The sequence below is a fragment of the Marinimicrobium sp. C6131 genome (genome assembly GCF_026153455.1).
Lineage (GTDB): Bacteria > Pseudomonadota > Gammaproteobacteria > Pseudomonadales > Cellvibrionaceae > Marinimicrobium.
The window spans coordinates 3811882-3825543 of sequence record NZ_CP110629.1 but is presented as its reverse complement, the minus strand read 5'-3'; the positions used below and the strand labels follow the sequence as shown (position 1 = coordinate 3825543).

Below are 13662 nucleotides of genomic sequence, written 5' to 3'. Positions count from 1 at the left end.
TGATTGAACACACTCAGTACGCGGAATACCGTTCCTCGTCTTCCTCCTCATTGCCGTAGCGCTGATCCGGTGGCATAAGAATCGAGACTTCGTCGAAACTGTAGTTGCGTACTGCGGTGAAAATGGCGGGGTCAATGTCTTCCAGGCTTTCCACTTCCACCATCTGTTCACCGGCACTGGTCAGCTCCTGATTGCTGAACTGAATGGCCGAGTTGTTTTCGAATGTTTCCGGTATCTGGCCAAAGCCCCAGACAGGCTGCCAGCTCCGAATGCCCTGCAGAACCAGCGAGTCCTTGAAGTACATGACCAGCGGCCGGGCCACCGACCCGATATCGCCACTCACAACAAAAAGGCCTCGCCGGCCGACCAGGTCCGGCTTGTTCACATTGATGGCACCCAGTCCCAGCAGGCTGCCCTCCGCGACGGTAAAACGCACGGTACCGACATCGTAGTTGGCATTCACCACACCGCCGGCCTCAATGGCACCCTCGGCGGAACGATCAAATACCGGCCCTTCCCGGTTATCCAGGGTCACCGTGCCTTCGTTGAAAAACACAATATCGTCATTGTTGGCCAGGCGATCGATCCGCACGTCCCCGGTATTGCCCAGGTCGATCCGGCCCCGGTTATTGGTGGCGTGCAGTTCACGGGTATCAAGCGCGATGGTCTGTCCAGCACCGATGCCGTCAATGGCCGCCAGTTCGATTCGCTGGGCAATCACGCCTGTCGTCTGCGCTTCCAGAGCGGATTCAATGCGCCGGCCACTGCGCAGCGCAATGGTGCCCTCAGGGTTGTCGAGGTAACTGACGGTCAGACTGTCGCCCGCGGCGTACTCAATGTTGCCGGATCGGGTTTCGGTGCGCGCCGAGCGGCTCATGGTCAGCTCACCCCCGGCGTCCAACTGAATATCCGCCACCGCCGTCAGTCGAGCATTCTGTTCAATAGCGTCCTGGGCGTTAATGCTCAGGGCGCCACCACTGATCACCTCGGCGTCCTGCACGATCCGCTCACCGGCAAGCTGAATATCGTTTGCGGTTATTGAACGATTGATGGCCAGGCTGCCGTTTTGTGCATCGAGATTCAGGCTTTCGGCGCTGATCCGGTTTTCAATCGACAGGCCCCGACCACCAACCCGCACCTGACCGTCGCTGTCGATGCTATCCAGACGCAATGCCTCACGACTGTTCAACGTCAGATCACCCACCCGGTCCGCACGCAGTCCCTGAATGCGGTTGTTCTCGTTCATGGCCTGCAGGTTTCCATCAACGGACAGATCCAGGATGTCGATCGTCCAAGTGCCATCACTCTGGGTAACATCGCCGCGATTACTGAGTGCGAAGGTCTGAGCCTGCACATCGCCCAACAACAACTCGCGTTGATGATGCAGCTCAATGTCGTGGGCGGCATCAAGATGAACGGTATTGCTGAAACGGTTGCCGCCATCCAGATAGATACCCGCCTGCTCGGACGCAAAGTGAGTGACACCCGCGACGGAAAGATCCGCGTCGCTGGTAAGATTGCCTCGAGCCGTCACCTGCGCACGCCCCAGGCTGCGCAGTTCTTTCAACACCAGGGCTTCGCTATTACGCAGCGCCAGGCCACCGGTGCCGACATCCGCCATCAGGGTTTCAATCCCGGTCTCGATGGGGCTCTCGACGGAGCCAAACTCGCTGACCGAGACCAGACGCAGCTCGCGTGCGGACAAGGCCTCGTCCGCACTCTGGGTTACCCGGGCGTTGCGAATTTCCAGGCGCCCGGGCACGGACAGGGCACCGACCAGATCCACCACATCGTCGGTATTGGCGGCGAGAGTGAGGTTGGTTTTGTTGGTGTAATTGAGCTGCGCCAGATCACTGACTTGAACCCGATTATTGTTCGCCACCACCGTATCCGGATTCAGGCGAGTATTGATGGTCAACACATTGGCCAGCACATTATCCTGCACCTGTGCCAGCTGCGAGAACTCAACACCGAAGACATTGCCATTGCCGGCCGTGTAGCGTAGCTGTTCCTCACCACCAGTGCGCGGGCTGTAGGTCACCTGATAATCGGCATCACCGCCAGACACCCGCAACTCATCATCGCCTGCGCCGCCGCTCAGACGCTGATTGCCTTCGACACCGGTGGGCAGGTTCATCAGAAACTGGTCATTGCCGGAAGCACCGTCAATCAGGCCGGTCACGCCACCGCCGTCGAGACGGAACGTATCAACGCCCTCGCCTCCAATCAGGTCGGTAACGCCCTCGAAACTCAGGCGGGTGTTGAGCGTACCGGCGTTTTCGCCCCGATCAAGCCGCCAGCTGTTGTCGGCGTGCAGAGAAGTCAAGGTGGTTTTGGTATTGTTCCCGATGAAATGGGTGATGTTGCGCAGGTCTCCGCGGGCTTCCCCCACTGTCACAGCCACGAGCCGGTTGACCTCGGACATGTCCACGGTGTTGTCGCCGTCGCGACCATCGATATAGCCCTGCAACGACCCGCCCGACAGAAACTCGACGACATCGGTGCCATTACCGCCGATCAGATTGGCCACTCCCGTGAAATTGAGGTCACCGAGTGTGCCCCGATTCTCGCCGTCCAGCACCCAGAGGTTTTCGTCCGCGCGCCCGATCAGGGTATGACCGGCGGCCGTAGGTGCCGCCAGGGTATCGATATTGAACACCTGCAGATCAGCCGTCGGTGCGTCCTCTGAGGACGGAGATTCCACCGCCAACTTGAGTTTTCGATCGTCGGCCAGCTCAAACAGATCGAGGGTGTCTTCACCACCCGCGCCGTCAATTGCGCCGCTCACGGCTCCGATACCATGCAGTTCGAAACGATCCGTCTTGCTATTGCCGAGCAGGTCGACAAAGCCGGCGAAACGGATATCACCATTGAGCGAACCGCTGTCCTGACCATCGATCACCCAGGTGTTGGATCGGTCTTCGCCCTGAAGCCGGTGATTGATGTCGCGGTTGCCAACCAGGCTACCAACGCCGCTGACACGAACATCAGCGCCCTGGTTGTTGAGGTCCAGGGAGATCAGCAGCGGCTCGGCGGTGTTCTCGATATTGAGGATATTGTCTGCCAGAGCGCCGCGCCCCTCAATGCGACTGACCAGACCATCGCCCGAAAAAATGAAATTGTCAGTACCGTTTCCACCCACCAGATGATCGATACCCCGAAAGCTCAATTGTCCTTCGAGTTCACCCGCACCGCGCTCCTGTAAACGCCAGGTGTTTCCCTCGCCGGTACCGACCAGTTGATGGTCGCGATCCAGGCTGGCGGTCAACGAGTCGATATTGACCAACCGGGTTTCGTTGTTCTCGCGATCGCCCACCGTAAACCGGTGCGCCAGCTCCGCTTCCTGAGTGGATACCGTATTGAAATCGCCCCGCCCATTGATCTGACCGACCAGCTGGCCTTCGTTCCGAAGAACAAACGCATCCTGCCCGTCACCACCTTCCAGCACATTGAAGTCGATAAAATAGAACGGCTGGTGATTGTCGATGGCCACCTCTCCGTCGTTTACGCCATCGCTGTTAGGCAGATCGGCCAATCGCTGGATGGTCCAGGCAACCGAATCCGTCACTCCGTCTGCAACTTTCAAGGTACTGGTGGTGTCGCTGGCACCGGTGCCACTTTTTCCGACCACGCCCTCAATGCCGAGAATATCCGAATCGATATCGCCCACGGTGACCACGACATCGCCGGCCTGATTGGAATAGTCCACCAGATCGATACCATCGCCATCGCCGCCTTCAATAGTACCGTCCACATTGCCGGTGCCCAGCAATGCAAAGGTATCGCTATGGGTGCCGCCGGTCAGCTCAGTGAAACCCGTGAATGTGACACCCGCGTCACTCGCGCCGGATGCGGTTGGGGAAACCTGCCCGGCATTGAGCGCATTAACCACCCAGGAGTAGGCCGCGTCGGAGGCACCGTACAGGCGATTGCCAGCGCCCTGGGCATCAATCTGTTCAATTCCGGCCACCTGAATGTCGACGTCGTTGAGCCCATCGAGTCCGACCGAGACCGGCCCATTGTCAGACAGCGCGGTAAGGTCCAACGCATTGACGCCTCCCTCAGATTGAGTTCCGCCGCGTAGCTGTTCAAAGCTGGCCAACTGGCCGACCGTCAGTGCGCCGCCCGCTACGAACAGATCATTGCGAGCGCCGCCCTCCAGGGTTTCCATCCCGACAAACTCAGTGCTGGTGCCACTGATGCCCTGTTCGGATACCGTGCCGCGCCTTGCCTCCGTCAATAACCAACGGTTATCCCGGTTGGGCCCTCTCAAGGTGTTGCCCTCACCACCGCCGACCAGCGTCTGGATTGCCTCGAATACAATTGATTCATTGAGCGTTCCACGGCCAGCACCGCTCAGAGCCCAGGCGTTATTGTGTTGATTTGCGCTGAGACGATTATTGCCACTGGCACCGCCTTTCAACACACCGCTGAAGTCGTTGCCGCTGTCGAGAATCGAGAAGTGATCCGCTTGGGTATTGCCCACAAGCGTGGCCATGCCTTCAAAGGCCATATAGTGTTGGCTTACCGTGGATTCCGCCCCCACCGAACCGCCATCCGAATGACTGATCAGCCAACGCGTCGCCACATTGTCGCCGGTCAGAGTATCGTGACCGGAACCAGCCAGTGAGTGAATGTTTTCAAAGCCACTGATCCTGCCATTCGCCGTTTCAATCTCGCCGTCATACTGACCGGTCAGCCGCCACTGGGCCGCCTGCTCGGCAGTTTCGCTATCGGAAAGTTGATACGCCAATCCATTGTCGCCGTTACCACCGTCGATGCCGGAGACCTGTGCCGCCGATGTCAGGGTAAAGCGATCATCGCCTTCACCGCCAAGAAGGTCGGACAGGCCCGTAAAGGACGCAACACGATCCTCGACCGAGCCCTGATCTTTCCCGCTGACCCTCCAGTGAATCGAGTCGTCACCTTCACTCGTTACCTCAAGGGTGTCATCGTTTCCGCCACCGTCGATGGCGCCGGTGATTAGTCCCCCGGTGTTCACCACAAAGGTATCCCTTGCAGAACCGCCCTTCAGATGTTGAACCCCCTCGAAGCGAAGCGAATCGTTACCCAGGTAGCCCGAGTCCGTGCCGGTGACCGTCCAGGTAGCCTCGCTGTCAACACCGTGAAGCACATTATGCCGGTCGTTGCGTGCGCTCAGCGTTTGAATGTTCTGTACCCTCAAAGCGGTGTCCGTCTCGCCTGACCCCGACGGCGTTGACTGCCAGAAGGCAAAACCATAATCAGAGCCAGTGGTATCGATCACATTGCGGCCATTCCCGCGAGTGGCACCGCCGTCCACTGAGCCGGTGATCTCGCCGGAGCCGACAAACTCGAACCGGTTATTGCCGTCACTGCCCACCAGATGATTGAAGTCGATAAAACGGATTTCATTATCGCCACCGATGTCGAAGATGCCGTCGTTGATGCCATCGCTGGAGGCCAGCTCGTCAAGTTTCTGCACGCTCCAGGTGTAATCGCCGTCACCCACCACGCGCAACGTACTGTTGGGTGACGCGTTATCGGTGTGATTGCCGATAATACCGTTGATCCCCTCCATGGCCATGCCATCGCACCCGGAGACTCCGCCCAGCAGGGCGATGCAGATATCCTCGTCGCTATTGGAGTAATCCAGGAAGTTGGAGCCACTGCCACCGGTTACCCCGCCGGTCAGGTCTCCGCCTTCGAAGGCAAACACATTGTTCTCACTGCCTTCCAGAAAAGCAAAGTCATGAAAGGCCAGGATGGTGTCGGTCCGCTCATTGTTCTCGGGGAACACCTTACCGGTGTTAATGTCGGTAATAATCCACTGGTAGGTACCCTCTTGAGGACCTTTCAGAATGTGTCCCTGATTCCCGCTATTGGCATCAGGGTTGGCTGTGAGGGTTTCGATATTGACGATGCTCACATCGACATCCAGGGCATCCCCCATTCCCACGGTGATCCGCTCGTTTGACGAACGTTGGCTCAGGTCGACACTGTCTCGATCATCCACTTGACCGACGGGCTCACCTCCGTTGAGCAGACCGGAGAACAAAGCGCCCGTGGCTGACGCCACAAACTGGTCGCCCTCTTGCCCACCAACCAATGTCATCATGCCGACAAAGTCAGTGGCGGTTCCTTCCACGGCGGGGCTGGCTGCATCTCCGCTCGCAGCAGAAACTACTCCCTGATCCGAACCGGTCAGGAGCCAATAGTTATCTCGGTTCGGACCCTGCAGGGAGTTGTTCTCGCCATCACCGACCAATTCATCCATACCATTGAAGTTCAGCACTTCATTGAGGCTGCCGGTACCTGTGTCGGTCAGCACCCAAGTGTTTGGGCCGCTGGCGGTCAGGGTATTGTCACCGCTGCCACCAGAGAGGGTGCTTATGCCGGCGAAGCTTAGGGCTTGCTCGTCGCCCGAAGCCGATGTTTCCAGCGTGCCCTCATGCGCGCCGGAGATGGTCCATTCGCTGGGGTTATCGGTACCTCGCAGAGTGTCGTTGCCCGACCCCGTCAGCGCACTGGTGGCGGTAAAGTTGATACCGTTTTCCGCATCACCCAATGTCACCGAGCCGTTGCGAGGCCCACTCAAAGCCCAGGTCGCTGCGTTCACGTCGTTAGGATCGACATCGTAGGTGAGCGTGTTGGTACCGGCGCCGGCGGCGATGCTTTGCACCCAGGCCTGAGCGCCGGTCAAGGTAACGCGATCATCCCCCTGACCTCCGGCCAAAACCTCGATACCCGTGAAGGTACCAGCCCGATCGGCACTGCCTGCGGCAAAACCGTCCACCGTCCAGTCGATTGCCTCGCCATCGGCGCTGCCAATGGTCAGAGTATCTGTGCCCTCGCCACCATTAACGCCGCCGCTTAAGGAGCCGGTCTGCCCGCCATTTCGTACCAAGGTGAAATCATCTTGATTCGAGCCACCCCAAAGGGTCTGGATGCCCGTGAAGCTGACCGTCTGACCCTCGGCTACCAGACGACCACCATTGGCCCGATCAATTATCCAGTCACTTTGGAGGTCCGGGCCGATCAACAGATTCTCACGATCAGTGTGGGCCCGAATGGTTTCCATACCCTTGAGCCATAAGGGTGAACCACTGGTGCCGTCTGGAGCCTGCTCCCTGAGCCGAAACGCCACGGCGGCACCAAGTTGCCGGGTATCAACGATGTCACTGCCGGCCCGGCCATCGACGTAACCGGTCAGTCTTCCTCCACTTTCAAACAGGAAGGTATCCACACTGGCACCACCCACCAGCTGATTGAAGTCAATAAATTCGACGTCGTCCCCGTCGTATTCGAAGGCCCCGTCATTGATCCCATCAGCACGGCTGTGTCCATTATTTTGAATTCGCCAGACGTAATCCTCATTACCATTGGCCCGCAACTGACTGTTGAAGCCAGAACTGCTGTTGCCAATCACCCCATCGATGTTATCCAACAGAGGACCATCGCAGGCTTCACTGCCCGCAAGCAGGTTGACGCACAGGTCTCCGATCGCCAGTGAATAATCCAGCCAGGTATTGCCGCTACCACCGGTTATTCCGCCCACGGCATCTCCGCCGTCAAAGCGGAAATCGCTGTCCTCGCCACCCACCAGATAAGCAAAGCCGGAAAAATCCAGTACGCGATCAGCGCTGTTATTGGGTTGGGACTCGCCCGAGGTGGGTTGAACAGTGCCGGTATTTTCGCCGGTCAGAGTCCACAGGTAATAGCCCGACAGGGGCCCCAAAAGCTGATTGCCGGTACCGCCGGCAACGTCATTGCCAGCTTCGGCGGCGGTCAGGGTTTCGATATTGCGGATAGTGATATCGTCGTCAGTCCGGGCCACCCAACCTGACGCCTGGTTATCCGGCGCCAGCATCCCCACGGTGACGGCTTGCGTCAGGCCTTCAAGATTCAGCGTGTCGTTAGCGCCAGCACCACCATCAATCACGCCAGCAAAGAGCGTATCACCTGAGACGGTAAAGGTATCGGTAGTAACGCCGCCGACCAGGGCTGCCATACCATCAAACTGAATCATTTCGTCGGGATCAGAAACGGGGGCCAGAGTGCCCGAACCAGCGCCGCCCAACATCCACACATTGGCGACATCAGGTGCGGCAAATACATCTCCACCACTACCGGACAGCGTGCCGAATGATACAAACTGATTGATTCGATCGACCACAGAACCGGTCGCGCCATTATCGCCAAAGTGCGTGACGGTCCAGTGATTATCATCACTGGCCAGACTGAGCCTGTTACTCGCCGTGAGGCCTCCATCCAGTGCGCCGTCAAACGCGGTTCCGGCTGTGAGTGTAAAGCTGTCCTCGGCTGACCCACCCACCAACGAAGCCATACCCGACAGTGTCAGATTCTTAAGACCCTCCGCGTCGACTTCGTTCAGAGTCCATTGGTTATCCGACAAGGTCGTACCCGCGGTAAGCTCCCAGTCGGTACCCTGGTCGCGTCCGTAAAAAGTGTCTGCTCCCGCGCCTTCCAGTGTTTGAATACCACGAAAGGCTTCGACCCGGGTATCACCCCCTTCCTGTACGGCCGCCCTATCGGCCGCCGAGTGGTCCAGGTACCAGTGATTGGTCCCGCCATTGACCGAGAGAGTATTGCCCGCTTCAGACCCACCGTCGACCTCACCCGCGAAATAGGCGTTCTCGACCAGCATGAACCGATCCGCACCCGCACCACCGGTAACCTTGCTCATGCCAATCAGCGATATCAGGGCGTTATTGGTGGTATCCGGTTCATAGAGGGTCCACTGACTGTCAGCGCCATAGACCCAATCGGTGGCCTCATTGCGGCCCTGGACCTGGTCTTGGCCCGTACCTTCCAGCCGTTGTATACGGCTGAAACTCCCGAGTCGTAAATTGGCTGTTGCATCACGCTCGACCACCGCACTCTCAGTACGACCATCCAGATACCAAAGATTGGGATTGCCGTTAATGGTCAGGCTGTTGGTGCTGGCCGAACCAGCCGCTTGCTCACCGCCATCGATTGCGCCGGTGTAGACCGCATCGACCGACAGGGTGAAGCGGTCATTGCCGTCACCACCGACCACTGTGCTCATACCATCAAAGGCAACCAATGGATTCGTGTTCGTGTCCGGCTCAAAGAGCGTCCACCGATCGTCAACGCTGTAGACCCAATCGGTGTTGCTGTTGCGTCCCTGTAGGTGGTCGTCGCCAGAGCCTTTCAGCACCTGGATACCGGAAAACGTGATACTGGTGGATGAGCCCGTTCGTGACGTCAGACTGTTCGCCGAACCGTCGCCGGTCAAAGTCCACAGGTGGGCGTCTTCAGAATAAGAGGAGACCGAATTTCCCTCACCACCATTGTCCGTGATGGTGTAAACCGCATCACTATGCGACACCGCGAAGTGATCTGTCCCGCTACCGCCAATCAGCGCGGAGAAACCATTGAAATGAAAGTGGGGATTCTGTTCCTCTTTGAACGTTATAGAGCTGTCGCTCTCAACACCATCATTCAGAACCCAATGATTGACCGTATTCGTCAGCGCCAGCGATTGCCCGCCAGTGCCAGTCGCATTGACTTGAATCCTGTCCGCGACCGGGGCCGAGTTTCCACCGAACTGGACATCGCCGTAGCTATTGATCGTCAATTCAGTAAAATTAACGGCATTGGAGTCACCGACAGTGCCACCGAACGTGGTCTTTCCTGTATGCAAGGTCAAGGCTGAATCCGAATTTACCGCACCCAACGACCCGGTGATGGTGAAGTCACCCGCTTGGATATCGGAATCATGCGCCAACCCCTCGACGTCAATCGGACCGGCGTCATTGCGAATCACCAGTGCCGAAGAATCAACGAGTACATCGTCATTCAAGCCTATACGTCCACCTTCACCATGAGAGGCATCGGGTTCAGCGTCATTCGACGACAGCGCACCGCCTGAGGATCTCACGTCACCCGTTAAGGTAATCCCGTTAGCGGCAGTAACTATGATGTCACCCCCGCTGCCTCCGTTGGCTGTATTGGCCCGCCAAGCGTGGCTTTCTGAGTGTCCATTGCCACCACTAGTGTTTATTTCTGACAGAGTTACGCGGCCAGCCTCAGACCTGATTTCCACCTTTCCACCGGACCCACCATGTTCTCCGTCACCAAAGGTACTGGTATCATTGCCCGCTCCGCCCGTGGAAATCAGATTCCCGCCAAGTTCGATATTGTCATCGGCCGTGACCACAATGGACCCACCGTTAAACCCGGGGCCCCCATCGGTACGGGACCCGGCCGATGCATTGATCTCCGCTCCGTCCTCCAATGACAGGGAGCCATCGGAATTGATGGTAATATTGGATCCGTTCTGTCCCTCTTGTTGAGTGGTGATGGAGCCCAGCGTCAGATCGTTGTCACTGTCGATATTGATTGCGCCAAGGACAGCAGCGGAGAGCGATCCTCCCGCATCAAAATCAGTCAGAACGAGATCCGTAGTGCTAAATAGACTCACATCGCCGGTGGTGGTGATTTTCGCCGAATGCGCCGCGCCCCCTCCGTGGAGGCGGTTTCCTGTCCCACGCAAGTCAAGATTCACCACGGCGTTCTCATTGAGGTTTTCAAATACGAAATTGCCGACAATATCCAGGCGTGATTCGGAGGTTTGATCCACCAGGAGCTCTTCGGAGGGGGAACCCTCCACATCCATCGACAGGGTGAAATTTCCTTCGCAGCCACCGTTAGTACAACTATCCGCCGTCACAATGGTTCCCAGCGACACTTCTTCCGAAACGCTCAGTTCGACGTTACCCCCCGTGGACCAGTCAGCCACTCCATAACGCTTCTCATCGTTGACCTCAATCTCTCCATCCTCAAGCGCATTTGCGTACCGGGTTATAACGGCGCCACCAAAGTTTATGGTCTGACCCGAGGCGCTAAAATTACCGCCTGAGGTATAGATATCGCCGGATGTGGTAATTGATCCATCTCCGCCGTCATCGGCATCCGCGGTCAACGAAATATTCAGGGCATCCCGAGCATCCCCGTAAAGATCAAAAATGACGGCGCTCCCGGCCGTACTGGACCACCCGTTTTCCGAAGTCGCGTTCTGCGAGTCGACGTCAGCGTCAAAACTAATACTACCGTTCGCCTTAGCCGTTAAATACGCTTCCTCCCCAGTGTGCCCCCCAACAACATTCCCATCGGAATCTCTGGGACCCGTATCATTGAAGTTGATCACCCGGGAGAAATTAATATCCCCGGCGGCCGTAATATCTACCCCACCGGTCTGCTGATGAATGGGATTTTCATTGTCCTCGCTGTCAACGCTGTAGGGGTAGCCAAAGAACAGGCTACCAACCCGGACATCGCCACTAGCCGACCCAGAACCGTCGGTTTTGATGATAACCTTCCCGCCGCCAAGAGTAGACGAGGTATCTATAGAGCCCTCGCGGGTGATTTCGTCAAGCGCTACACGTTCGTCTGAATTCGAGTCCGCGTATTCCAAGCTATAGAATGCCCCTGGAGCATGATAGCTCCCAACGTTAAAGTCACCGCCGACGGTTTGAGCCTCACCAAAGAGTTGGACCGAGCCTGCGGCGTCCAGGAAGATATCAGAGCCGCTGGAGTTCAGTGCTCCGGAGATTGTAAGGTCTCCGGTGAAGACATGATCGCCTTCGGAGTCATAGTTTAGATCCTGGACCTCAAGGGAGCTGTCGCCTGCGTGAATACGGATACTGCCTTCTTCCGATGTAAGGTTCGCGCCGACATTGATGGTATTGCGGGATTTTAGTGTGATGGAGGAACCTGAAATTTGGCTATCGTCACCTCCCTCCAGTTCAATACTATCTGTAGCGTTTAGAACGATCTCTCCGGACGACTGTATCGATTTCCCGGGAGCAAGAGTAATGGCCCTGCTCCCTACTTCGCCTTGGCATAACGCATCACCACAGGTTTCATGCCCAGCGATTGCCTCGAAGCTACTACTTCCCAAGGAAATATTCTGTTTTATCGATATACTTCCACCGGATTGGAATTTAAGCCATGAATCAGATGTGTTCGTACGGGCATTTATAGCGTCATCTACCGAAATGCTGTTAGTAGCTTGAAGAATGACATTTGATCCGCCATTGCTCTGCAAGTTACTTACTATTGTTCCCGGAGAAATGCTAAATACTGGATCCCCACCATCAAATTCGATTTGGTAACTTCCGTCTTCATCGTACTCCAGACTCCCGTCGCTTCTCTCGACAATGACAATTTCGTCTGGATCCAGAAGAAGCGTTCCCGCACCGTTTCCCCCGAACAAGTCAGCCTTTCCAGAGAAAGCCAACTGTCTCTTCCCGGACACCTCCGCAAAGCCACCCAAGCCATCCGATGCGCCGGTAGCTTCGATATGACCATCAAACCTTGTACTCTCGTCAGCCCAGACGATAATTCGACCACCGTCGCCACTAGCCGCGGCGCTGGCCTTTAGCTCGACTTGTGCCTGCACAATCGTTTTTTCTGCATTGGGCAACCAGGGATTTTCACCCCGATAGTCGCCCCCAAGATAAATGCGCCCGCCGCCTTCCGCTCCTGAAGCGCCTACAGACGCAGTGGCCTCAGCGCCTACATATTGGCCCAGCACCATGACTTCACCACCCTGCCCGTCAACAGAGGACTGCGCCTGAGTTTCGCTGCCGCGTTTCAGTAAGGTCGTATCCCGAGCATTGAGCTCAACTCGCCCGCCACCACCATCTTCGGTATTGGCTTCAACGAGGCCACTCTGAGTGACGTTCTCGCCCAACAGGACCGCGCTACCGGCGTGCTGCGAGTGCCCGACCCGAATCTCACCCGTATTGACCAGATCCGCCCCTTCGCGCAGCGTAAAGCTGCCATCATCATGCATAACCACGCTGCGCGCCTCCGCCAGCGAACCAGTATTGACCGCCTGGGAGAATACGTCCCGGCTGGCTGAAGCAGTCAGAAGTACTCGGCCACCCTTGGCTTCAATGGAACCTTCATTCAGTACCGCGGGATCGACGCCCAACTCATTCTGAAGAATGGACTCGGTTACCCGTATACCCATCAGGCCGTCGCTATCGAACGTCATCACCGCCTCTTTACCCGCGGCCAGCGTTACCGACCCCAGTTCAGCGCGGATCAGCCCTTCGTTAGTGACGGCTTTACCCAGCAGCCCTATCGAACCACCCAGTGACGCCTGCAGCGTTCCCTGGTTGATGACCGCACCTTCGGCTCCGTCCAGCGCGGAAAAGGCAAAATCGCCATTCATAAAATCATCAACGCCGATATCGAGACCGCTGGCCAGCAGGCCGCCCACATTGACCTGAGCCGACTCACCGAACACTATGCCTCGGGGGTTGACCAGCACCACATGGCCGTTGGCATTGATACGTCCACGAATATCCGAGGCCGATTCGCTCAGTATGCGGTTAAGCGCCACCGAATCCGCGCCTGGCTGTAGAAAGCTGACCACCTCGTCGGCATCCAGATCAAAGCTGTCCCAGTCGATTGCAATTCGATCCGAGTATTGCTCAATCAGGGTCTGCTTCTGCTCTGCCGATATCTGGGCTGAGCCTCCGGTAATGCGCCCCCCTTCCGGGCCAGCTGCCGCCGGCTGAGACATAACCAATGGAGAACAGGCCAGCATGGCCAAATAGAGCTTGCGCTTGGAGAAGGACAGAGCGGTATTCGCGCGAGAGGAGGGAGGCGTCATGGTAACAATCC

At 57.2% G+C, this 13662-nt stretch carries 1 protein-coding gene; it reads right to left on the bottom strand.

The window, feature by feature from the left end; genetic code table 11:
* Positions 1-13: 13 nt before the first annotated feature.
* Positions 14-13651 carry a filamentous hemagglutinin N-terminal domain-containing protein gene (locus OOT55_RS16215; RefSeq protein WP_265366882.1) on the bottom strand — a complete coding sequence of 4546 codons (13638 nt, stop codon included), beginning with the start codon at positions 13649-13651 and terminating at the stop codon, positions 14-16.
* Positions 13652-13662: the final 11 nt, after the last annotated feature.

Excerpts from the sequence above, each read along its gene's own strand:
- OOT55_RS16215 (WP_265366882.1), bottom strand. The coding sequence starts at position 13,651 with ATGACGCCTCCCTCCTCTCGCGCGAATACCGCTCTGTCCTTCTCCAAG.